22 protein-coding genes are annotated in these 21,645 nt (G+C 57.7%); 14 read left to right on the top strand and 8 right to left on the bottom strand.

Annotated elements, in window-relative coordinates; genetic code table 11:
- Positions 1-6 precede the first annotated feature (6 nt).
- The 13 genes from ABLU87_RS09175 to acpT are packed head-to-tail and all read left to right on the top strand — an operon-like array spanning position 7 to position 12,032.
- A complete protein-coding gene (locus tag ABLU87_RS09175) occupies positions 7-588 on the top strand; it encodes a hypothetical protein (protein ID WP_122117812.1) in 582 nt (193 codons plus the stop codon).
- On the top strand, positions 585-1,934 hold the full coding sequence (locus tag ABLU87_RS09170; protein WP_122117811.1) for an AMP-binding protein: 1,350 nt from the start codon (positions 585-587) through the stop codon (positions 1,932-1,934). The genes ABLU87_RS09175 and ABLU87_RS09170 overlap by 4 nt, the downstream gene beginning before the upstream one ends.
- Positions 1,921-2,274, top strand: coding sequence for a beta-hydroxyacyl-ACP dehydratase (locus ABLU87_RS09165; protein ID WP_032719973.1), 354 nt, complete (start codon positions 1,921-1,923; stop codon positions 2,272-2,274). Before ABLU87_RS09170 ends, ABLU87_RS09165 begins: the two co-directional genes overlap by 14 nt.
- Entirely contained in the window at positions 2,265-3,956 is a 1,692-nt protein-coding gene (locus tag ABLU87_RS09160) for a glycosyltransferase family 2 protein (protein ID WP_049084048.1), read from the top strand. The genes ABLU87_RS09165 and ABLU87_RS09160 overlap by 10 nt, the downstream gene beginning before the upstream one ends.
- Positions 3,957-3,959: 3 nt before the next feature.
- Entirely contained in the window at positions 3,960-4,382 is a 423-nt protein-coding gene (locus ABLU87_RS09155) for a thioesterase family protein (RefSeq protein ID WP_014227111.1), read from the top strand.
- The gene (locus ABLU87_RS09150; protein ID WP_014227112.1) at positions 4,379-4,984 is read left to right on the top strand and encodes an outer membrane lipoprotein carrier protein LolA; all 606 of its coding nucleotides are present in this window, start codon (positions 4,379-4,381) and stop codon (positions 4,982-4,984) included. The genes ABLU87_RS09155 and ABLU87_RS09150 overlap by 4 nt, the downstream gene beginning before the upstream one ends.
- Positions 4,953-7,274, top strand: a complete 2,322-nt coding sequence (locus ABLU87_RS09145) for an MMPL family transporter (RefSeq protein WP_049084051.1) — start codon at positions 4,953-4,955, stop codon at positions 7,272-7,274. Before ABLU87_RS09150 ends, ABLU87_RS09145 begins: the two co-directional genes overlap by 32 nt.
- The gene (locus ABLU87_RS09140) at positions 7,267-7,851 is read left to right on the top strand and encodes a DUF3261 domain-containing protein (protein ID WP_014227114.1); all 585 of its coding nucleotides are present in this window, start codon (positions 7,267-7,269) and stop codon (positions 7,849-7,851) included. The genes ABLU87_RS09145 and ABLU87_RS09140 overlap by 8 nt, the downstream gene beginning before the upstream one ends.
- 1 nt (position 7,852) lies before the next feature.
- Positions 7,853-9,022 carry a beta-ketoacyl-[acyl-carrier-protein] synthase family protein gene (locus tag ABLU87_RS09135; protein ID WP_049084052.1) on the top strand — a complete coding sequence of 390 codons (1,170 nt, stop codon included), beginning with the start codon at positions 7,853-7,855 and terminating at the stop codon, positions 9,020-9,022.
- Entirely contained in the window at positions 9,019-9,495 is a 477-nt protein-coding gene (locus ABLU87_RS09130) for a 3-hydroxy-fatty acyl-ACP dehydratase (protein ID WP_014227116.1), read from the top strand. The genes ABLU87_RS09135 and ABLU87_RS09130 overlap by 4 nt, the downstream gene beginning before the upstream one ends.
- A complete protein-coding gene (locus tag ABLU87_RS09125) occupies positions 9,492-10,223 on the top strand; it encodes a 3-ketoacyl-ACP reductase FabG2 (RefSeq protein ID WP_014227117.1) in 732 nt (243 codons plus the stop codon). The genes ABLU87_RS09130 and ABLU87_RS09125 overlap by 4 nt, the downstream gene beginning before the upstream one ends.
- Positions 10,220-11,449, top strand: a complete 1,230-nt coding sequence (locus ABLU87_RS09120; protein WP_064378446.1) for a beta-ketoacyl-ACP synthase — start codon at positions 10,220-10,222, stop codon at positions 11,447-11,449. The genes ABLU87_RS09125 and ABLU87_RS09120 overlap by 4 nt, the downstream gene beginning before the upstream one ends.
- A 1-nt stretch (position 11,450) precedes the next feature.
- On the top strand, positions 11,451-12,032 hold the full coding sequence (acpT, locus tag ABLU87_RS09115; RefSeq protein ID WP_049084053.1) for a 4'-phosphopantetheinyl transferase AcpT: 582 nt from the start codon (positions 11,451-11,453) through the stop codon (positions 12,030-12,032).
- Between the two features lie 213 nt (positions 12,033-12,245).
- Here acpT and arnF read toward each other — a convergent pair whose 3' ends face one another.
- The 8 genes from arnF to ABLU87_RS09075 all read right to left on the bottom strand — a co-directional run bounded on the left by arnF (position 12,246) and on the right by ABLU87_RS09075 (position 20,530).
- Positions 12,246-12,629: a 4-amino-4-deoxy-L-arabinose-phosphoundecaprenol flippase subunit ArnF gene (gene arnF / locus ABLU87_RS09110; RefSeq protein WP_014227120.1), complete on the bottom strand. Its 384-nt coding sequence runs from the start codon at positions 12,627-12,629 to the stop codon at positions 12,246-12,248.
- A complete protein-coding gene (gene arnE, locus ABLU87_RS09105; RefSeq protein ID WP_032751588.1) occupies positions 12,629-12,967 on the bottom strand; it encodes a 4-amino-4-deoxy-L-arabinose-phosphoundecaprenol flippase subunit ArnE in 339 nt (112 codons plus the stop codon). The genes arnF and arnE overlap by 1 nt, the downstream gene beginning before the upstream one ends.
- Entirely contained in the window at positions 12,964-14,619 is a 1,656-nt protein-coding gene (arnT, locus tag ABLU87_RS09100; protein ID WP_122116805.1) for a lipid IV(A) 4-amino-4-deoxy-L-arabinosyltransferase, read from the bottom strand. Before arnT ends, arnE begins: the two co-directional genes overlap by 4 nt.
- On the bottom strand, positions 14,619-15,521 hold the full coding sequence (arnD, locus tag ABLU87_RS09095) for a 4-deoxy-4-formamido-L-arabinose-phosphoundecaprenol deformylase (protein ID WP_014227123.1): 903 nt from the start codon (positions 15,519-15,521) through the stop codon (positions 14,619-14,621). The genes arnT and arnD overlap by 1 nt, the downstream gene beginning before the upstream one ends.
- On the bottom strand, positions 15,518-17,503 hold the full coding sequence (arnA, locus tag ABLU87_RS09090; protein WP_122116806.1) for a bifunctional UDP-4-amino-4-deoxy-L-arabinose formyltransferase/UDP-glucuronic acid oxidase ArnA: 1,986 nt from the start codon (positions 17,501-17,503) through the stop codon (positions 15,518-15,520). The genes arnD and arnA overlap by 4 nt, the downstream gene beginning before the upstream one ends.
- Complete coding sequence (gene arnC, locus ABLU87_RS09085; protein ID WP_004126208.1) at positions 17,500-18,483, bottom strand: undecaprenyl-phosphate 4-deoxy-4-formamido-L-arabinose transferase; 984 nt, start codon at positions 18,481-18,483, stop codon at positions 17,500-17,502. Before arnC ends, arnA begins: the two co-directional genes overlap by 4 nt.
- A gap of 1 nt (position 18,484) precedes the next feature.
- Positions 18,485-19,624: a UDP-4-amino-4-deoxy-L-arabinose aminotransferase gene (gene arnB / locus ABLU87_RS09080; RefSeq protein WP_004855110.1), complete on the bottom strand. Its 1,140-nt coding sequence runs from the start codon at positions 19,622-19,624 to the stop codon at positions 18,485-18,487.
- Between the two features lie 399 nt (positions 19,625-20,023).
- Positions 20,024-20,530, bottom strand: a complete 507-nt coding sequence (locus ABLU87_RS09075) for a phenolic acid decarboxylase (protein ID WP_025106840.1) — start codon at positions 20,528-20,530, stop codon at positions 20,024-20,026.
- 97 nt (positions 20,531-20,627) lie between these two features.
- Between ABLU87_RS09075 and ABLU87_RS09070 the strand changes: the two genes are divergently transcribed.
- Positions 20,628-21,488: a LysR family transcriptional regulator gene (locus tag ABLU87_RS09070; protein ID WP_014227126.1), complete on the top strand. Its 861-nt coding sequence runs from the start codon at positions 20,628-20,630 to the stop codon at positions 21,486-21,488.
- The last annotated feature ends 157 nt before the right edge of the window (positions 21,489-21,645 follow it).

The raw sequence follows: 21,645 nt of genomic DNA, 5'->3' as shown, positions 1-21,645 counted from the left end.
TTCTCCGTGTCAGGCGCACGGTCGCTGCCGGTCATCACCCTGCTGACAGGTTTATTGCTGCTGACCTGGCCATTTTTGATCTGGTTTGGTCTGGCGCATAACGGCCTGCGCTGGCTGCTGCCGCTAATTGCACTCTTGCTATTTTTACGCTGTCGTCAGATCCGACGACAGGCGGGGCCACTACGCATCGTCACACAGATCGTTGCTGCCGCAGGCATCACGCTGTGCTCTGCCAGCTATCTGCTCAAAACTCACCAACTGCTACTGTTTTACCCGGTGGTAGTGAACAGCGTCATGCTAGCGGTTTTTGGCGGTTCGCTGTGGTCAGCTATGCCGATTATCGAACGCCTGGCACGACTGCGAGAACCAGACCTTCCAGAAACTGCCGTTCGTTATACACGCCGAGTGACACAAATTTGGTGCGCATTTTTCATCTTCAACGGCAGCATTGCGCTCTTAACCGCGCTGCACGGCGACATGTCCATTTGGACGGCGTGGAACGGGATGCTCTCTTATCTGTTGATGGGCATGCTGATGACCGGTGAGTGGTTAGTACGCCGGCGGGTAATGAAAAGAGATAATCAATGAAGCCGATCCTCACTCTGGCCCAGTGGCTCAACGCCCCTCGCCCGGTCGACACGTCGATTGCATGGCAGGAAGGACATACCTGGACACTTGGGCATCTGCGCAAGGATGTCGGTCATCTGCTTGAATACCTGCAACAGCAGGAAGGCGATCGCTGGGCGCTATGTTTTGAAAACAGCTATTTGTTCATCGTCGCGCTGCTGGCAACGCTGCATGCAGGTAAAATACCGGTGCTCCCTGGACACTGCCGCGTAACATTATTGAGTGAGCAGCACACCCTGTTTGACGGTCTATTGAGCGATAAAGTGCTGGACTGGCAGGGCTCGCTGCGGGTGGTCAGTTCCGCCATGACGCTCGCCACTGAATCCTTCGCCTTTCCAGCAATCGACAACGATGCATATATTGAGCTGTTTACCTCCGGATCGACTGGTCAGCCAAAACGTGTGAACAAACCAATACGCCTTCTCAACAACGAAGCACAGCTGCTGGCAACGCGCTTTGCCGATCGTCTTGCAAATTGCCGCATAGTCGCTTCAGTCACACCTCAACACCTGTACGGCCTGACATTCCGTATCTTCCTGCCGATGGCCTTAGGTCTGCCTCTCCACGCAGGGATGCTCTGGTACGCAGAGCAGTTGGCGGCTCTGAGCCATAAATATCGGTACGCGTTTATCAGCAGCCCTGCATTCCTCAAACGCCTCGACGGCCAGCTCGCTCCCCCACCGGTAGAGATGATCCTGTCCGCGGGTGGTGTGCTCTCCTGGTCAGATGCCGCGCGAGCAGCTAGCTGGCTGAACGTTTGGGTGGATGAAATCTACGGCAGTACTGAAACCGGCGTTATCGCCTGCCGCGATTACCAACAAGATGATGCGAAATGGTTGCCTTTTCCTGGCATCAGCATCCATCAGGAAAATGGTTCATTTCGAGTTATTTCACCGCTAATCGCAGATGTTGATGGCTTTTTACTCGATGATATTCTGCAATTTTCAAAAAATGGGCAGTTCGGCCTGATTGGACGCCGGGGGCGGGTGGTCAAAATTGAAGAGAAGCGCATTTCGCTCAGCGAAGTGGAGCAGCGCCTGCTGATGTTGGACGGCATCCTTGATGCAGCGGTATTAACGGTAACACGCGGCAGCCGTCAAAGCGTGGGCGCCTTGCTGGTCCTGGATAACAACGCGCGAAAGCACTGGGGTAAAACCCAGGAATTAACATGGCGGAAAGCGTTGAGCTCATGGCTGGAGCCGGTCGCCGTTCCCCGCTACTGGCGGGTGATTGATGAAATTCCGGTAAACAGTATGAACAAGCGTGTCTATGCGCAATTACAGGAGTTATTTCATGAAACCCCATGAAATTGAGCGCCATCAAGCACAACCTCATCAGATTCAAATCGATTTATATCTCGACCCCACGCTGTTCTGGTTTCGCGGGCATTTTGCCGTCCAGCCGCTGCTCCCGGGCGTTGCGCAGATAGATTGGGTGATGCATTACGCTACCACCCTACTCGCGCCCGGCTGGCGTTTTCATAGTATTCAGAACGTGAAGTTCCAGGCGCCGCTATTGCCGGAGACAGCCGTTACGCTCACCGTGCTCTGGCAGGAAGAACGGCAAATACTCACCTTTAGCTATCAGCGCCACGACGGCGAAGCGCGACACACAGCCAGCAGCGGGAAGATCCGTTTATGCCGTTAAATTTTTCCCCGTGCGTGCTGATCCCCTGCTATAACCACGGCGCGATGATGTCGCGCGTGATGGCGCGTCTTCAGCCGTTTGGCCTGCACTGCATCGTAGTTGATGATGGCAGCGATTTCCGTACGCAACAGGAACTCGAACGATTAGCGGCAGCATCTGCAAATATGACTTTAATTCGCCTGCCGATTAACTCAGGTAAAGGCGCAGCGGTTATTCGCGGCATGCAGACGGCAGCGGAAGCTGGCTTTAGTCATGCCGTCCAGGTTGATGCCGACGGCCAGCATGCTCTTGAAGACATTCCCAAACTGCTTGCACTGGCCGAGGAACACCCGACGGCGCTGATTTCCGGACAGCCAATTTATGATGACTCCATTCCCCGCTCACGCCTGTATGGGCGCTGGGTGACCCACGTCTGGGTGTGGATCGAAACGCTTTCGCTTAAATTGAAAGACAGCATGTGTGGCTTTCGGGTCTATCCGGTTGCGCCAACGCTGCGGCTAGCGCAGCGCGTGGCGCTAGGTAAGCGGATGGACTTCGATACTGAAGTTATGGTGCGTCTCTACTGGCAGGGTAGTACCAGTTATTTTATCCCAACCCGCGTTACCTATCCGCTGGACGGGCTATCTCATTTCGACGCCTTCAAAGATAACCTGCGTATCTCACGGATGCACACGCGACTGTTCTTCGGCATGCTGCCGCGCATCCCATCGCTGTTGTTCCGCCACACATCGCCACACTGGGCGCATCAGCAGGAGGTCAGGGGATTGTGGGGAATGCGTGTGATGCTTCTGGTATGGCGCCTGCTAGGGCGCAAGGCATTTACTCTGCTACTCTATCCAGTGGTCGCCGTTTACTGGCTCACGGCTTCCACTGCTCGTAAAGCTTCGCGGAACTGGATAGCTCGCGTACGCGAACAGCTCTCCGAGCGTCTGATGCCGGTCCCCCCTTCGCTCACCAGCTACCAGCACTTTCTGCGCTTCGGAAATGCAATGCTCGATAAAATTGCCAGTTGGCGCGGCGAGCTGCGGTTGGGCCGCGATGTGGTATTTTCGCCTGGCGCGGAAGAAGCCCTCAACGTCAACTCACCGTACGGCAAGCTGCTGCTTGCATCACATCTGGGCGATGTTGAAGCCTGCCGCGCGCTAGCGCAATTACAGGGCAGCAAAATCATCAACGCGCTGGTATTCAGCGACAATGCCCAGCGCTTTAAGCAAATTATGCAGGAAATGGCTCCGCAGGCTGGACTCAACCTGATGCCGGTCACCGACATCGGCCCGGAGACCGCCATCCAGCTTAAAGAGAAGCTAGAGCGCGGTGAGTGGATTGCCATTGTCGGCGATCGCATTGCGGTTAATCCCCAGCGCGGCGGCGAATGGCGCGTCTGCTGGAGCCGCTTTATGGGCCAACCCGCTCCGTTTCCACAGGGGCCGTTCATTCTCGCCTCGATTTTAGGTTGTCAGGTGGATCTGATTTTCGCCCTGCGCCAGCAGGGAACGCTGCGTATTCACTGCGAACCGTTCGCCAATCCGCTGCTGCTGCCGCGCGCCGAACGTCAGGATGCCTTGCAGAAAACTATCGAGCGCTACGCCGAACGCCTCGAGCACTATGCGCTCCAGTCGCCGCTGGACTGGTTTAACTTTTTCGATTTCTGGCAACTGCCGGACACCAAACACAAGGAATAAAAGGTGCTGAACGATCCCCGCTTTACGGCTGAAGTCGAGCTGGCTATCCCGTTCCACGACGTTGATATGATGGGCGTGGCGTGGCACGGCAACTACTTCCGCTACTTTGAGATTGCCCGCGAAGCGCTTCTGAACCAGTTCGACTACGGGTACCGACAGATGAAAGCCTCAGGTTACCTGTGGCCCGTGGTTGATGCGCGGGTAAAGTACCGTAATCCCCTGACCTTTGAGCAGCGCATTCGCGTCCGCGCGCGTATAGAGGAGTTCGAAAACCGCCTGCGCATCGGTTATGAAATTTTCGATGCCGAAACAGGAAAGCGGGCAACGACTGGCTACACCATTCAGGTAGCGGTTGAAGAAAAGAGTCGCGAACTGTGCTTTGTCAGCCCCACGATTCTGTTTGAACGTATGGGAGTTACGCCATGAGATTCTTACCACTGCTGGCGCTGTTCATCAGTCCCATAGTCAGCGCCCTGACGCTTGATAATCTGCAACAGCGCTTTACCGAACAGCCGGTGGTCCGGGCGCATTTCGATCAAACCAGAACGATTAAGGATCTGCCGCAGCCGTTGCGATCTCAGGGGAAGATGCTGATCGCCCGCGACCAGGGTTTACTATGGGATCAAACCAGCCCTTTCCCGATGCAGTTGCTGCTGGATGACAAGCGGATGGTGCAAGTGATTAACGGCCAGCCGCCGCAAACCATCACCGCCGAGAACAACCCTCAGATGTTCCAGTTCAACCATCTGCTGCGCGCGCTGTTCCAGGCCGATCGTAAAGTGCTGGAAGAGAATTTCCGCGTAGAGTTTGTAGACTTAGGCGAAGGACGCTGGACGCTGCGCCTGACCCCCATCACCACACCGCTGGATAAGATTTTCGCGACCATTGATTTAGCCGGAAAAACGTATCTGGAGAGCATTCAACTCAACGACAAGCAGGGCGATCGTACCGATATCGCACTTTCCCAACATCAACTCACGCCAGCGCAACTCACCGATGACGAACGCCAACGCTTTGCCGCCCAGTAAACGCCCTGCGTTGCTATGGGGAATCGCCTGCCTGATCCTGCTGGGCGTTCTGCTAACGCAGCTGCCTCAGGCGCGGCTAAACAGTAGCGTGCTGGCGATGCTGCCAAAGCAAACACTGGGGAAGACCCCACCGAGCCTGAACGACGGTTTCATGCAGCGTCTCGACCGACAGTTGGTCTGGTTGGTAAGTCCTGGTAAGAAAGCCGATCCGGCGGTAGCCCACGACTGGCTGATGCGATTGCAAAAATCGCAGGCGCTGGCTGAAGTGAAAGGCCCAATGGACGCCAACAGCCAGCAAGCGTGGGGAGCTTTTTTTTGGCAGCATCGCAACGGACTAATCGATAGCGACACCCGTGCGCGTTTGCAAAACGGCGGCGAGGCGCAGGCGCAATGGATACTTTCCCAGCTCTACTCGGCATTCTCCGGCGTTAGCGGCAAAGAGTTGCAAAACGATCCGTTGATGCTGATGCGCGGCTCGCAGCTGGCAATGGCCAAAAACGGCCAACGCCTGCGGCTGATGGACGGCTGGCTGGTGACTCAGGATAAACAGGGCAACTACTGGTATCTGATGCATGGCGAGCTGGCCGGTTCCTCGTTTGACATGCAGCAGACGCATCGGTTGGTCACCACGCTAAAAACGCTGGAAGCTGAACTTAAAGCGCAATATCCGCAGGCAAAGTTGCTGTCTCGCGGCACGCTCTTTTACAGCGATTACGCCAGCCAGCAGGCGAAACAGGATATCTCCACCCTCGGCGTGGCGACTCTGTTCGGCGTGATTCTGCTGATTATGGCGGTATTCCGCTCGCTGCGCCCGCTGCTTTTGTGTCTGATATCCATTGCTATTGGCGCGCTGGCGGGCACGGTCGTGACGCTGCTTATTTTCGGCGAGCTGCATCTGATGACGCTGGTGATGAGCATGAGCATTATCGGAATTTCCGCTGACTATACGCTCTATTATCTGACCGAACGGATGGTGCACGGTGCACAAATGTCACCGTGGCAAAGCCTCGCTAAAGTGCGGAATGCGCTGCTGCTGGCGCTACTGACTACCGTAGCGGCGTACCTGATTATGATGCTCGCCCCCTTCCCCGGTATTCGTCAGATGGCGGTCTTCGCGGTGATGGGGTTAAGCGCCTCCTGTTTAACGGTGATTTTCTGGCATCCGTGGCTATGTCGTGGTCTGCCCGTCCGTCCTGTTCCGTCCATGGTACAAATGCTGCGCTGGCTTGCCGCATGGCGACGCAATAAAAAGCTTTCCATCGGTTTACCTGTGGTGCTGGCGCTGTTCTCGCTGGCAGGTCTTGCCACGCTGCGCGTTGATGATGATATATCACAGCTACAAACGCTGCCGCAGGACATCCTGGCCCAGGAAAAAGCCATTACCGCGCTCACCGGACAAAGCGTCGACCAGAAATGGTTCGTAGTTTATGGCAAATCTGCCCAGCAAACCCTGGAGCGGCTGGAACGCTTTACCCCCGAGCTGGAGCAAGCGAAAACAGAAGGATGGCTCAGCGGGTATCGCACCATTCCGCTAAATTCGCTCGCCCGACAGCAGCAGGATCTTAGTTTGTTGAAAAATGCTGCGCCCACCGTTACCGCAGCCCTGAATAACGCAGGACTAACGGCAGTAAATCCCGACCTCAACGCCATGCAGGTAACGGTTGATGCCTGGCTTGCCAGCCCGGCTAGCGAAGGGTGGCGGCTATTGTGGATAACGCTGGCAGATGGAGAAAGCGGCGTACTAGTGCCAGTAGAAGGCGTGAACAATAGCGCAGCGCTAAATGCTCTCAGCACAAGATATGTTGGTGTTGCGTGGGTGGATCGCAAAAGCAGCTTCGACGAGCTGTTCACACTTTATCGTCATATCCTGACAGGCCTGCTGTGCGTTGCGCTAGCGGTGATTGCCTGCGGGGCGATGATTCGGCTTGGGTGGCAAAAAGGGCTAATAAGCCTGGTGCCGTCGATGTTATCCCTTGGCTGCGGGCTGGCCGTACTCTCGCTGAGCGGTCATACGGTAAACCTGTTCTCGCTACTGGCGCTGGTGCTGGTGCTCGGAATTGGCATTAACTACACGCTGTTTTTTAGCAATCCGCGCGGCACTCCGCTGACGTCGCTACTGGCGATTACGCTGGCGATGCTAACTACGATCTTGACCTTGGGCATGCTGGTTTTTAGCGCCACCCAGGCTATCAGCAGTTTTGGCATTGTACTAGTAAGCGGTATTTTCACCGCGTTTCTGCTTTCACCACTGGCGATGCCCGCGAAAAAGAGAAAAAAAGATAATGATTAAACCGACGTTCTGGCGCGCCATCGCTCTGATCGCAACGCTGATACTGGCCGGATGCAGCAGCTCGCAGCCGGAACAACAAGGGCGCCCTCAGGCCTGGCTCGAGCCGGGCACGCGCGTCACACTGCCTTTGCCGGACATCTCTCCGCCGATTAATTCACAGCAACTGCTCACCGGCAGCTTTAACGGCAAAACCCAGTCGCTGCTGGTACTGCTCAATGCTGACGATAAAAATCTCACGTTGGCAGGACTCTCCTCTGTCGGCATTCGCCTGTTCCTTGTGACCTACGATGAAAAAGGGCTGCACAGCGAACAGTCAATCGTGGTACCGCAGTTGCCGCCAGCAAGCCAGGTGCTGGCTGATGTCATGCTCAGCCACTGGCCAATTCACGCCTGGGAGTCGCAGTTGCCAAAAGGCTGGACATTGATCGACTGCGGCGATAAGCGCGAACTGCGCAACGCCAGCGGTAAGCTGGTCACCGAAATCATCTATTTGAATCGCAAAGGCAAGCGTGAGCCGATCAGCATCGAACAACATGTCTTTAAATACCACATCACCATTCAATATCTGGGTGACTGAAATGATCTATATTTCTGCCGTCGGCATGATCAACGCGCTGGGTAGCGATAACAATGAAATTGCCGCCAACCTGACGCGCGGCGTGGCACCCGGTATGCGCCCTCGTTCAGGCTGGCTTCGGGGACATCCGCACGCGGTATTAGCCGGTGTAGATGGCGAACTGCCGGTCATTCCCGATGAGTTCAGCGCCCATCGTTCGCGCAATAATCAATTACTACTGGCGGCGCTTAAACACATTCAGCCGCAGGTCGATAAGGCTATTACGCAGTACGGACGGGACCGGATTGCCGTGATACTCGGTACCAGTACCTCTGGACTTGATGAAGGCGATACGCACGTTAATCTGACGCTTAACGGACAGGAAAGCGCGGCCTGGCAGTACCCGCAACAAGAGCTGGGAGACCCATCGCGCTTTCTTAGCCGCTGGCTGGCACTGGCTGGCCCGGCATTCACGCTGTCAACCGCCTGCTCTTCCAGCGCCCGGGCAATAATTAGCGGACGCCGCCTGCTTGAAGCCGGGCTAGCGGACGTCGCGATTGTCGGCGGTGCGGATACGCTGAGCCGAATGCCGATCAATGGCTTCCACAGTCTGGAATCCCTCTCCCCAACGCTGTGCCAGCCGTTCGGTCGTGACCGCAATGGCATTACTATTGGTGAAGGTGCCGCGTTGATGCTGCTGACTCGTGAACCGCAGCCTATTGCTTTACTGGGCGTGGGCGAGTCGAGCGACGCATACCATATTTCAGCGCCGCATCCACAAGGTGAAGGAGCGATCCGCGCCATTCATCAGGCGCTGCACGACGCAGGAATCACGCCAGAGCAGGTGGGCTACATCAATCTGCACGGTACCGCCACGCCGCTTAACGACCAGATTGAATCCAGAGTGGTGCACGAACTGTTCGGCGAAACGGTGCCATGCAGTTCCACTAAACACCTAACCGGGCACACGCTGGGTGCAGCAGGGATCACCGAAGCGGCGATCGGTATGCTAATTTTGCAACGCAACCTGCCACTACCGCCGCAGAATTTTCGCTCCTCGCCACGCGACGAAACGCTGCCGCCCTGCGGTATCATCGAGCAGCCGCAGCCGCTTGAACGTCCAGTTATCCTGTCAAACTCGTTTGCCTTTGGCGGCAATAACGCCAGTATTCTGCTCGGGAGGATCTCATGAGCGACTATTTACCCCCCGGCGAATACCTGCCGCACGACGAGCCAATGCTGCTGCTTGATGAGGTGGTAAATGTGACGGACGACTCCACCCTCTGCCGAGTCACGGTATCGGCCAATGGCACGCTGGCCCCCTTTCTCGATGCAGAAGGCCATCTCCCCGGCTGGTTTGCCCTGGAGCTTATGGCGCAAACCGTTGGCGTCTGGTCAGGCTGGCACCGCCACCGGCAGGGACAAGAGAGTATTTCCTTAGGCATGGTGCTCGGCGCGCGTGAACTGGTCTGCGCGGCGGGGATTGTTCCCGCCGGATTAACGCTGAATGTCTCCGTCACGTTGCTGATGCAGGATGAGCGCTTCGGCAGCTTTGAATGCACGATTGCCGCTGGCGAAGAGACGTTGGCTACTGGCAGGGTTAACACCTTCCAGCCAACATCTGAAGAACTTAACACCCTATTTCAACAAGGAGCGTCCGCATGAATCGTTCAGTTTTGGTTACCGGCTCCAGCAAGGGAATCGGTCGCGCTATCGCCCTCCAACTGGCAGCGGACGGCTTTATTGTTGGCGTCCATTATCATCGCGATGCGCAGGGCGCGCAGGAGACGCTGGATGCGATTCTCGCCGCAGGCGGCGCTGGCCGCCTGCTGACGTTTGACGTCGCCAACCGCGAGCAGTGCCGCAAGGTGTTAGAGCAGGATATCGAGGCACATAGCGCGTGGTACGGCGTGGTGAGCAATGCTGGTATCACACGCGATGCGGCCTTCCCGGCGCTCAGCGATAACGACTGGGATACGGTGATCCACACCAATCTGGATAGCTTCTACAACGTTATTCAGCCGTGCATCATGCCGATGATTAGCGCGCGTAAGGGCGGGCGAATCATTACGCTTTCTTCGGTTTCCGGCGTAATGGGCAATCGGGGCCAGGTTAACTACAGCGCGGCCAAAGCGGGGATTATCGGGGCGACGAAAGCGCTGGCAACTGAGCTGGCAAAACGCAAAATTACCGTCAACTGCATCGCACCGGGGCTTATCGACACCGGGATGATCGAAATGGAAGAGGCCGCGCTTAAAGAGGCGATGTCAATGATCCCCATGAAACGGATGGGCCATGCGGACGAAGTGGCCGGGCTTGCCAGCTATTTAATGTCGGATGTGGCGGGCTACGTGACCCGTCAGGTGATTTCCATCAATGGAGGGATGTTATGACGCGTAGAGTGGTGATTACAGGCATGGGCGGTGTCACCGCCTTTGGAGAAAGCTGGCAGGCCGTTTCCACCAGACTGCTTGACTACGAGAACGCAGTACGCAAAATGCCGGAGTGGCAGGTTTATGAAGGCCTGCATACGCTGCTGGGCGCGCCGGTCGATGATTTCACCCCACCGGAGCATTATACCCGTAAGCGTATTCGCTCCATGGGCCGCGTATCGCTGATGTCCACTCGCGCCACTGAACTGGCGCTGGAACAGGCAGGGCTAATTGGCGAGGCAGTGCTAACCAACGGCGAAACTGGTATCGCCTATGGCTCCTCAACCGGCAGCACCGGACCAGTGAGTGAATTCGCCACTATGCTGACCGAAAAACACACCAATAACATCACCGGCACCACCTACGTACAGATGATGCCGCATACCACCGCCGTCAACACCGGGCTGTTTTTCGGATTGCGCGGTCGCGTTATCCCCACATCCAGTGCCTGTACCTCAGGCAGCCAGGCGATTGGTTACGCATGGGAAGCGATTCGTCACGGATATCAAACAGTAATGGTGGCTGGCGGCGCAGAAGAGCTATGTCCGTCGGAAGCGGCAGTGTTTGATACCTTATTCGCCACCAGCCAGCGTAATGATGCCCCCAAAACCACCCCTTCCCCGTTCGATGAACAACGCGATGGTCTGGTGATTGGCGAAGGCGCAGGCACGCTGATCCTGGAAGAACTGGAGCACGCCAAAGCGCGCGGTGCGACCATCTACGGTGAGATTATCGGCTTCGCCACCAACTGCGACGCGGCGCATATAACCCAACCGCAGCGAGAAACCATGCAGATATGCATGGAGCAGTCACTGAAAATAGCAGGCCTGAGTGCTCTGGATATTGGCTATATTTCCGCTCACGGAACGGCGACCGATCGCGGTGATATTGCAGAAAGCCTGGCAACAGAGGCGATTTATGGTAACAACGTCCCCTTCTCTTCCCTGAAAAGTTATTTTGGCCATACCCTGGGTGCCTGCGGTGCGCTGGAAGCCTGGATGAGCCTGCATATGATGCGCGAAGGCTGGTTTGCGCCAACGTTGAACCTGCATCATCCGGATGCCAACTGCGGCGCACTGGATTACATCATGGGTGAAGCCCGCAAAATTGACTGTGAGTTTCTGCAAAGCAACAACTTTGCCTTTGGCGGCATTAACACCTCTATTATCATCCAGCGCTGGCCCTGAAATGTACCGGCTTTTTCTGGGAAACGTGTCGGCCTTAAGCGCAGGCGATCTGCCGTCTGCATTGTTCTCCTGCGCGCCTCAGGGCGCCGGCCAAACTCGCTGGCTGGCCGGGCGTGCCCTGCTTTCCCACGCTGTTTCGCCACTGCCGGAAATTATCTATAGCGAACAGGGCAAGCCTGCTTTCTCGGCCGGTACGCCACTGTGGTTCAATCTGAGCCACAGCAACGACGATATCGCGTTACTGCTGAGCGACGAAGGTGAAGTGGGTTGCGATATCGAAGTTGTACGCCAGCGCGATAACTGGCGCGCGTTGGTAAGCGCGGTTTTTAGCCCCGGCGAACAGGCTGAGATCGAGGCTACCCCCCCGGAACGGCAGATAGCTGCCTTCTGGCGGATCTGGACACGCAAAGAAGCCATCATCAAGCAGTACGGCGGAAGCGCCTGGCAAATGCGCAGTATCGACAGCACGCAGCCCTCCGCGCTGTCGGTGAGCCAGATTCAGATAGGATCGCTCAGCCTCGCGGTCTGCACGCCAACACCATTTCTTTTGACCACCGCGAACATCAGCCGGGTTCGCTCGTAAAATCAAGCCCTGCGGGCAACCGGCACCAGACTGCACGCTCCCGTAGCGCGGTCAACACTGCACCACCGGAAAGATTCAATGCCAATCATCAGCCCCGCCACACTTCCCGGAGGCGATGCTGCGCATCTGTCCGGGCTACCGGCCAGCAGCCGGCTCAACTCCGCAGCCCGAGCGGCGCAGCGCCACCGGGAAGAAACAGTGATATTAGCCAGGCTAATTGAGCCGCTTCACCGGCCAGAAGATCGTCAGCACCCCGGCGACAATCAGCAGCACGCCCAGCAGCGATTGCCAGTGGAAAGGCTCATGCCAGCCGGGGAGCCAGATGGCGGCGGCCCATACCAGGATGTAGCTCAGGCTCAGCAGCGCGTAGGCTTTCGCCAGCGGCAGTTGATGGAGGGCGAAGTACCAGCAGACCATCGACAGCAGGTAACCCATAAGCCCGAACGCCAGGCCAAACGTGCCCGCCCGCAGATGCAGCAGATGGTTGAGGAAGGTGAATATCTCCGTCAGCGGCGGGAGCTCGACCATCGCGCTGCGCAGCAGCAGCTGCGCGCCGCTCGCCAGGCCGACGCTGAACAACGCCCAGATTAAGCCCATCAGATACGGCTCCCGAGAATAACGATCCCAACGACGATGAGTCCCACGCCAAGCCAGTGGCGACGCGCGACCGGCTCGCGCCAGATCCCCCACGCCGCCAGCGTCACCCAGACGAAGTTCAGGCTCAGCATGGGATAGGCGATGCTGACCGGGATCGACTGCAGCACGCTAAGCCACAGCAGCATGCTGCAGCCGAGAGAGAGCAGCGCGAGCCCCAGCCAGACAAGGATATGGTACCCGCGCCGCCCGGATTTGGACGGGCGGGTCGCCTGTTTCTGGCACAGCTGTCCGGCGCAGCTCAGCAGGCTGGCGAAAACCAGACAGATCCAGACGCTCATTGCGGCAGATACTGGATATACACCACGCGCCCAAGCTCGTAGGAGCTATCCGGTTTCGGTAGCGCTAAATCAGCCATACTTTCTCCTTTATCCATCAGCAGAACCAGCGAGACGGGGCCCTGTTGGCGGTGCGTCGCTAGCCAGTCAGCAAAATGGGCTTGATCGACAAACTGGTGCTGCGCGTCCGGCCAGGAGAGACCGTACTTCAGCTCGCCCTGCTTGTCGAACAGAATGATATCGCTGCGCTTGAGCTCCCACGACAGCCCGCCGGCGATACCGACGTTATTGGTCAACACGTAGCGGCTCGGGGTCAGCGATTCGCTGACGATATCCACCAGGAACTGCGGCTGCTTGCTGTCGATCACCCGATCCGGGATAGAGAAGCCCACCAGCAGCGCCAGCCCGAGCGGGCAGCAGGCGGCGAGGGTCCAGCGGCGGCCGTTGTCCTTCATCGCCAGCCAGCCCATCAGCGCCCAGCAGCCAAATATCAGCGCCGCCAGCAGGCACTTATAGAGTTCAATATGGCTCCATACCGGCTTGTGCATAATGCCCCACGGCGAAACCACCAGCACGGCGACCAGGCCAATCAGGCCAAAGGCCAGGTTGATCGCGCCGTTAATTTTCAGCACCTTCGCCCCCGCCTTCGCCGCGTCCAGCGCGTAGCGCGCCATCAGAATCGACAGGGGAGCAAAACAGGGCAGGATATAGGTTGGGAGTTTACCCTTAGCAATGCTGAAGAACAGGAACGGCATCGCCACCCATCCGAGCAAATAGAGCGCACCGCGTGACTCATCGCGTTCGGTCCAGCCGCGCTTGAGCGCACCCGGCAGCAGCGCCAGCCACGGCAGGCTGCCGGCAATCAGGAACGGAATGTAGTACCAGAACGGCGCTTTATGCTGGGCATCTTTTTCCGCGAAACGCTGGATATGCTCCACCCAGAAGAAGTAGCGCCAGAAGTCCGGCTCGCGTTTGGCGATGGCAAGACCCCACGGCAGCACCACCAGCGCGCAGACGCCCACCGCCAGCCAGCCGTAAGTCAACACTTCGCGCCAGCGCTTACGCGCAATCACCCACGGTAGTACCCCGACCACCGGCACCGCCAGCGCGAGGAAGCCTTTGGTCATCACCCCCATCCCGCAGGCCACGCCGAGTAAAACATAGCCGAGAATTTTGCCGCCGCGGCTTTGGGCCTGCGCCGCGCCCCAGAAGCTGCACATCGCCAGCGCCATCCACATGGTGATCATCGGGTCGAGCACCGCGTAGGTGCCGATACCGTAGACCAGCAGCGCGGTCAGGAAGATCGCCGGTGACAGGATCGCGACGCGTTTATCGCGGAAAAGACGCCATGCCAGCCAGGCGACCAGCAGAGCGGTGACGGTAATGGAAAACACCACCCCAAAGCGGACGGCAAAATTATTGTGGCCGAATAGCCACTGGCCGATGCTGTTGATCCAGTAGCCGGCAATGGGCTTTTCAAAGTAGCGCAGCCCGAGGAAATGCGGCACCACCCAGTCGCCGGTCGCCAGCATTTCGCGGCTGATCTCCGCGTAGCGGGTTTCATCAGGCTGCCAGAGCAGGCGGAAGTTAAGCGGCAGTAAATAGTAGAGGACAAAAAGGGCGACCAGAGAGGCGCCGTAGCGAATGCTTTTCATCAAACACCCGAATTGAGTAATTGTTCACGTCCAAGCCAGCCTTCCCGGCCGGCCAGTTCACCACGAACCACTTTACCTCGCGGCAGCACGCTAAAATCGGCGGGCAGCAGCTGGCTTAGCGGGCAAAACCGGATCTCTTCCTGTGCGGCCATGGTCAGCAGTTCATCAAACTGCTCCGCGAAGGCGATGCCTTCCACTTCGGCATGGATGGTATAGACCGGCGTCCCCGCGTCGCGATGGATGCAGTCCAGCAGATAGCGGTTGAAGCCCGCACTATCCACCGCGTTGCCCACCACTTCATCCCAGGTCGGTAAGGTTACCGGGATCTGCACGGTTCCCGGCGCGCCGTTCCCCAGCTGCGGCAGAAAAGGCCCGGTCCCCCGGCAGTCGCTGTTATAAAGGAAATCGAAAGCCTCTTTGGCTTTGATCACCCGCTGATCGGCACGCCAGCCGGCAACGGCGGAACAGGTTACCGGGCGACCGATAATCCGCTCCAGCTCCAGCAGCCCGCGTTCAACCTCCAGCGTCAGCCTTTCCTGCGGCCAGACGCCGCTCCACGCCTGCCAGCTATAGTGATCCCAGGCGTGCAGGCCGACTTCATGCTCCTGCGCGGCGGCGCGGATAACGTCCTCATTCCCGGCGCCGATCCTGCGCCCTGGCCAGGCGGTACCGGCCAGCAGGATATCCCAGCCGTACAGCGACGCGGCCTTTGAGCGCAGCATCTTCCACAGAAACTTCGGTTTTATCAGGCGCCAGATATGGCGCCCCATGTTGTCCGGCCCGACGCTGAAAAAGAAGCTTGCCTGAATCCCGTGCTGGCTCAGCAGAGCCAGCAGCCGCGGGACCCCGTCCCGCGTGCCGCGAAAGGTATCGACATCTATGCGTAAGCCGACCTGTTTCATGATTTTCCGCTGTCCGTCAGCTCAACCGTGCGCAGGAAGAAGTCCAGGGTGTGTTCCACGGTCTCTTCCATTTCCACCGTTGGCACCCAGTTCAGGCAGCGCTTCGCGTTGCGAATGCTCGGCTTACGATGTTCGACGTCCTGGTAGCCTTTACCGTAGTAATCGCTGCTTTCCACTTCGCGGAACCCGGCAAACGGCGGGAAGCGGTCGCGCAGCGGATGGCGTTCAAAGCAGGCCAGCAGCATTTCCGCCAGCTCTTTGATACTCGCTTCGTTATCCGGGTTGCCGATGTTGATGATCTGCCCGTCGCAGCGGCCGTCTTTGTTCTCAATGATGCGGAACAGCGCTTCGATACCGTCGCTGATATCGGTAAAACAGCGCTTCTGCTTACCGCCCTCAATCAGCTTGATCGGCGAACCTTCAACCAGGTTCAGGATCAGCTGGGTGATGGCGCGAGAGCTACCGATGCGCGCGGCGTTGAGGTTATCGAGGCGCGGCCCCATCCAGTTAAACGGACGGAACAGGGTAAACTTCAGGCCGTTCTTATCGCCGTAGGCCCAGATCACGCGGTCCAGCAGCTGCTTGGAGACCGAGTAGATCCAGCGCTGTTTGTTAATCGGCCCGACCACCAGATTGGAGGTATCTTCATCGAAGTTATTGTCGGTGCACATGCCGTACACTTCCGAGGTCGACGGGAAGATGATGCGCTTATCGTATTTCACGCAGTCACGGATAATCTTCAGGTTCTCTTCGAAATCCAGCTCAAACACGCGCAGCGGGTTGCGGGTATATTCGATTGGCGTGGCAATCGCCACCAGCGGCAGGACCACGTCGCACTTCTTAATGTGGTACTCGATCCACTCGGAGTGAATGCTGATATCGCCTTCAACGAAGTGGAAGCGCGGGTTGTCGAGGAAGCGGCTGATAGCGTCGGAGCCAATGTCCAGGCCGTAAATCTCGTAGTTGTCGTCCTGCAGCAGACGCTCGGTCAGGTGGTTGCCGATAAAGCCGTTCACCCCGAGGATCAGCACGCGGGTACGGCGCTTAATCGCCACCACCGGTTTGCTGCTCAGCACCGCGCCGGCAACCAGGCCAAGCGCCTGCGCCAGCTGCGTACCCTGCATATAAACGCCGCGCTCGGTCTGCCCGGTAACGATTTCTAACGCCCCTTCCTGGCAGGCGACCACCAGCGGCGCAACGGAGATCACCGTCCCCGCTTTGGCGGTGGCCAGATCGTGGCGCACGCGGGATTTCCAGACGATAAACTTGTTCGCGCCGGCGTAGCCGAACGCGCCCGGCCACGGATCGGAGACCGCACGGACGAGGTTGTGCAGCGTCTGGGCCGAGCGTTCCCAGTCGAGGCGACCGTCTTCCGGCGTACGGCGACCGACGTAAGTCGCCAGGCTTTCATCCTGGGCGCGCTCTTCGGTTTTGCCGTCGCGGATGGCGGGCAGCGCCTGAGCCAAAAGTTCCGACGCCGCGGAACAGAGCTTACGGTGCAGCGCCAGCGCCGCGTCATCCGCGCCGATCGCGACGCTTTTCTGCGCCACGATATTGCCGGCATCGGCGCGGTTAACCATACGGTGCAGCGTCACGCCGGTTTCGCTTTCGCCGTTCACCAGCACCCAGTTCAGCGGCGCGCGGCCGCGGTATTTTGGCAGCAGTGAACCATGCAGGTTAAAAGCCCCCTGCGGCGCAATATTCAAAACGTCATCGCACAGCAGGTTGCGGTAGTAGAACGAGAACAGCACGTCCGGTTTAATCTCACGGATACGTTCGATCCACAGCGGATGATTCACATCTTCCGGCGCCCATACCGGGATGCCTTGCTCAGCGGCAATACGCGCCACGGAGCCAAAAAAATGGTTTTCGCCAGGGTTATCCGGATGGGTAAAAATAGCGGCGATGTCATAACCGGCATCCAGCAGAGACTGAATACCTGCACAACCCATATCGTGATAAGCGAAGACTACGGCTTTCATGAACGATCTTCCTCTTGAGATGCCGTTTCCGGCTGGCGAACAACACGTTGAATAAAGTAGCGGGGGCGGGCGCGGACATCGTTATAGATGCGGCCGATATACTCCCCGAGCAGGCCCATCCCGACGAACTGGGCGCCGATAAACATGAACAGCACCGCGAACAGCATGAACACCCCTTCCGCCGCCCACTGGGGACCAAACACCAGACGCAGCACCACCAGCATCAGGCCGAAGGCGAAGCCCAGCAGAGCGATGACGCTGCCGAACAGGCTCAGCAGGCGCAGCGGCGTGGTGGTCAGGCAGGTCACCAGGTCGTACATCAGGTTAATCAGGCGCATAAAGCTGTATTTGGAATCGCCGAATTCGCGCTCGGCGTGCATCACCGGGATCTCAACCGCCCGGCGGGCAAAAGTATTCGCCAGAATCGGGATAAACGTACTGCGCTCATGGCAGTTGAGCATCGCGTCGATGATATGGCGGCGATAGGCGCGCAGCATGCAGCCATAGTCGCCCATCGCTTTACCGGTGGTGCGCTGGATCAGGCGGTTGATCATCTTCGAGGCGCTTTTACGGAAGAAGGTGTCCTGGCGGTTCTGGCGCACGGTACCGACCACGTCGTAGCCCTCGTCGGCCTTCTCGACCAGGCGCGGGATCTCTTCCGGCGGGTTTTGCAGGTCGGCATCAAGGGTAATGATCAGGTCGCCGGTAACGTGGCTGAAGCCCGCCATAATCGCCGAGTGCTGGCCATAGTTGCGGTTCAACAGGACCGCCACCACGTGGCTGCCTTCGGCCTCGGCGGCTTCGGTGAGCATTCGCGCCGAGTCATCGCTGCTGCCGTCGTCGACCAGCAGAATTTCATATTGCCGTCCGAGCGTCGCGCAGGCGGTGTCGGTGCGGCGGATAAGCTCCGGCAGGCTCTCCTGTTCGTTATACACAGGAATAACGACCGAGACCTTTTTCACGGGAGGATAGCTAAACATATCAACGTCCTGACAGCTGGTGCAGTGCGGAAATGACCCGAGTGACATCGTCATCGGTCATATCCGGGAACAACGGAATGGAACAAATGCGCGCGCTGTTCCATTCCGTATGCGGTAATGAAACTTCAGGGAAACGCTCGCGGTAATACTTTTGCGTATGGGCCGCGCGGAAGTGCAGGCCGGTGCCAATGCCCATGGCCTTCAGTCTTTCCATCAGCGCATCGCGGCTGATGCCGCAGGCGGCTTCGTCAACGCGGATAATAAACAGGTGCCAGGCGTGCTGATGCTCCCACGACGGCGCCACCAGCGGCCTGAAGGGCGTATCCGCCAGCTCTCGCAGATAGCGTTGCGCAATGGCGGCGCGGCGCTGATTGGCGTGGGCGAGCTTGTCCAGCTGCACCAGCGCCAGCGCGGCGTTGATATCCGCGAGATTGTATTTAAAGCCCGGCGAAATCACCTCCGCCTGCGGGGCGCGGCCCAGGGTCTGGCGGTCATAAGCGTCAACGCCGAGGCCGTGGAACTTCAGGCTGCGAATGCGCGCGGCCAGTTCGTCATCGTCTGTCACCACCAGCCCGCCTTCGGCGCAGGTCATATTCTTGATCGCATGGAATGAGAAAATGGCGGTACCGCGCCACCCGACGTGGCGGCCTTTGTAGTACGTCCCCGCCGCGTGGGCGGCATCTTCAATCACCGGAATAGCGTGACGCTCGCCAATCGCGCGAATGGCGTCAATATCCGCCGGTGCGCCAGCATAGTGCACAGGGATAATGGCTTTGGTTCGCGGGGTGATTGCCGCTTCAACCGCTTCGGGGGTAATCATCAGGTTATCGGGATCGACATCGATCATCACCGGGGTCGCGCCGAGCAGGCAGATCATGTTCAGCGTGGAGACCCAGGTCTGGGAAGGGGTGATCACTTCATCGCCCGCACCGATACCCAGCCCCATCAGCGTGACGTGCATGCCGCCGGTCGCCGAACTGACGGCGATGGCGTGACGGTTGCCGGTTAACGTGCAGAACGCCTCTTCCAGCGCCTGATTTTTCGGTCCAGTGGTGATCCAGCCCGATTGCAAAACTTCACGCAGCGCAGCCAGCTCTGCGTCGCCCATCGACGGGCGCGAAAACGGCAAAAAATCGCTCATCATGTTCCTGTTCTGTGAATGACCCGCGAAAAACCGGGTCGATAAGAAATATCCTGCACCTGCTGACCTAAACAAAATGAAAATGAAAGCGAAATCAGCCCGATGGCGCATTTCATTATTTTGTATTCAGATGTTATTAAATTTAGTCAGATTTGCTTAGGATAATATTAAGAAATTAATATTAATTAGATATGCATGATGATTTTGTTAAAAATCATTGAGATAGATTGGAATTTATCGCAGAAAAAGGCGCTATAGCGTTCCCGCCGGACGGAGAAATAGCGGGAACGCATTGGCGAAAAGTAAACGGATGCTCAACCAGATTCCAATAAGCTATCTTTAAACATCGTTCAGCAAATATAAAAAATCCAGTCGAATCACGAAACTATTTCAAAATGATTACAGGTTGGCAGGAAAGTTGTCAGGTAATTCGTTAGCCGGGCAATTAATCACTTCGTCATTATCCGCACCGCAATCGCGCACAAAAGTGATGGTGGCAAACTCATCAATCACTTCTGTCGGATAAGCCGGACCGGCTTCACGATAAGAGACCATCAGCGGAATATGATCGTTCTGGAAGCAGACAGTTTTCTCCGGGTTATTCATTACCCAGCGCGGGAAAAAGATGGTGCCGTGAAACAGTTTGTCGCCGAGGTTAACGATCAGGCTCACGTCGGTACCGGTCGGTTCGGTCCAGGAAATTTTGTAGATGCTTTCGCCGACGCGAACGATATAAGCCTGCTGATCTTTCACCCAACGATTCGCGACGATACCGCTGTGAATACGATAATCCAGGGTGGTGCCGTTTTTAACGTAAATTTCGTAGTTCCAGCCATTATCGTAGGTATAAACCAGATGTTTGCCGATAAAACCGCTCAGGTCATGTTTGTCGAATGTGCTCATAATCTGTTCTCCTCTGTTTGTTGAGAACAAGCATACTGCTTTAAAAAATGGATGAATAACGCTATGTTTGGATTAAACTCATTCACTTTTTAGATGGATTATGCACAAGACTACGCTGGAACAATGGGCGCTGCTGGAGAAAGTTGTCGAGCTGGGTAGCTTCGCGAAGGCGGCGGACGAGACCCACCGCAGCCAGTCGTCGGTGAGCTATAATCTCGCGCTGTTGCAGGAGCGGCTGGGCGTCACGCTGCTGACGCCATCGGGCCGTCGCGCGGTGCTGACCCCGGCAGGCGAGCTGCTGCTCGGCCAGGTTAAGCCGCTGCTGCAGGCCTTCTCTTATGTCGAAACCCATGCCGCCACCCTGCGAGACGGCGCCCGGACCCGGCTGGATCTGGTGGTCGACAGCATTTTCCCACGCCAGCGGCTGTTCGCCATTCTGCGCCAGTTTCAACAGCGTTACCCGCAAACTCAGGTCAGGTTGACCGAAGTGCTGGAAAACGTTGAGGAAGAGCATCCGGCCCGCACCGAGGCGGACGTGATGGTGCTGACCCGCCGTCAGGATATTACCGGCCGCGGCGAATGGCTGATGAACATTGATTTTGTCGCCGTCGCCCATCGCGATCATCCACTCTCCGCGCTGGCGGGGCCGCTGGACGACAGCGCGCTGGCCCCCTGGCCGCTGGTGCGCATCGCCGACCGCAGCAACGACCCGCAATCTTCCCGCGATGCATGGACGTTTTCCACTATTGATGCCGCCATCGATGCGGTGCTGTATCAGGTCGGGTTTGGCTGGCTGCCGGAAGAGCGCATTGGCCCACAGCTTCAACAAGGGGTGCTGAAGGCGCTGCCGCTGGGACACGGCGCGCGGCGGGCAACGCCGCTGCACCTGATCGTTAAGCGTGATTTAACACCTATTGATGAGCAGGTCGCCACGCTGCTGGATCTGTTCAGAGCGCCCTGATGGGCTTGTTTACCCGGCTCGCGCTGCGCTTAGCCGGGCTACAGATTCACTGCGGTCTGCTCCCGGGGGCGGCGCTTAACGCGCCTTGCCCGGGCTACAAGGTCCCCGCCGTCTGCGAGCCGGTAGCCCGGACAGATGCGCAGCATCGCCTCCGGGA

This window comes from Klebsiella sp. CB_Kp196, assembly GCF_040061575.1.
GTDB lineage: Bacteria > Pseudomonadota > Gammaproteobacteria > Enterobacterales > Enterobacteriaceae > Klebsiella > Klebsiella michiganensis.
The sequence above is the reverse complement of the archived record's forward strand: the minus strand, read 5'-3'. Positions and strand labels throughout refer to the sequence as shown.

Bases quoted from the DNA above. Each gene is read 5' to 3' on its own strand.
- ABLU87_RS09170 (WP_122117811.1), top strand. From the start codon at position 585: ATGAAGCCGATCCTCACTCTGGCCCAGTGGCTCAACGCCCCTCGCCCG.
- ABLU87_RS09165 (WP_032719973.1), top strand. From the start codon at position 1,921: ATGAAACCCCATGAAATTGAGCGCCATCAAGCACAACCTCATCAGATT.
- ABLU87_RS09160 (WP_049084048.1), top strand. From the start codon at position 2,265: ATGCCGTTAAATTTTTCCCCGTGCGTGCTGATCCCCTGCTATAACCAC.
- ABLU87_RS09150 (WP_014227112.1), top strand. From the start codon at position 4,379: ATGAGATTCTTACCACTGCTGGCGCTGTTCATCAGTCCCATAGTCAGC.
- ABLU87_RS09145 (WP_049084051.1), top strand. From the start codon at position 4,953: ATGACGAACGCCAACGCTTTGCCGCCCAGTAAACGCCCTGCGTTGCTA.
- ABLU87_RS09140 (WP_014227114.1), top strand. From the start codon at position 7,267: ATGATTAAACCGACGTTCTGGCGCGCCATCGCTCTGATCGCAACGCTG.
- ABLU87_RS09135 (WP_049084052.1), top strand. From the start codon at position 7,853: ATGATCTATATTTCTGCCGTCGGCATGATCAACGCGCTGGGTAGCGAT.
- ABLU87_RS09130 (WP_014227116.1), top strand. From the start codon at position 9,019: ATGAGCGACTATTTACCCCCCGGCGAATACCTGCCGCACGACGAGCCA.
- ABLU87_RS09125 (WP_014227117.1), top strand. From the start codon at position 9,492: ATGAATCGTTCAGTTTTGGTTACCGGCTCCAGCAAGGGAATCGGTCGC.
- ABLU87_RS09120 (WP_064378446.1), top strand. From the start codon at position 10,220: ATGACGCGTAGAGTGGTGATTACAGGCATGGGCGGTGTCACCGCCTTT.
- acpT (WP_049084053.1), top strand. From the start codon at position 11,451: ATGTACCGGCTTTTTCTGGGAAACGTGTCGGCCTTAAGCGCAGGCGAT.
- arnF (WP_014227120.1), bottom strand. From the start codon at position 12,629: ATGGGCTTAATCTGGGCGTTGTTCAGCGTCGGCCTGGCGAGCGGCGCG.
- arnE (WP_032751588.1), bottom strand. From the start codon at position 12,967: ATGAGCGTCTGGATCTGTCTGGTTTTCGCCAGCCTGCTGAGCTGCGCC.
- arnT (WP_122116805.1), bottom strand. From the start codon at position 14,619: ATGAAAAGCATTCGCTACGGCGCCTCTCTGGTCGCCCTTTTTGTCCTC.
- arnD (WP_014227123.1), bottom strand. From the start codon at position 15,521: ATGAAACAGGTCGGCTTACGCATAGATGTCGATACCTTTCGCGGCACG.
- arnA (WP_122116806.1), bottom strand. From the start codon at position 17,503: ATGAAAGCCGTAGTCTTCGCTTATCACGATATGGGTTGTGCAGGTATT.
- arnC (WP_004126208.1), bottom strand. From the start codon at position 18,483: ATGTTTAGCTATCCTCCCGTGAAAAAGGTCTCGGTCGTTATTCCTGTG.
- arnB (WP_004855110.1), bottom strand. From the start codon at position 19,624: ATGAGCGATTTTTTGCCGTTTTCGCGCCCGTCGATGGGCGACGCAGAG.
- ABLU87_RS09070 (WP_014227126.1), top strand. From the start codon at position 20,628: ATGCACAAGACTACGCTGGAACAATGGGCGCTGCTGGAGAAAGTTGTC.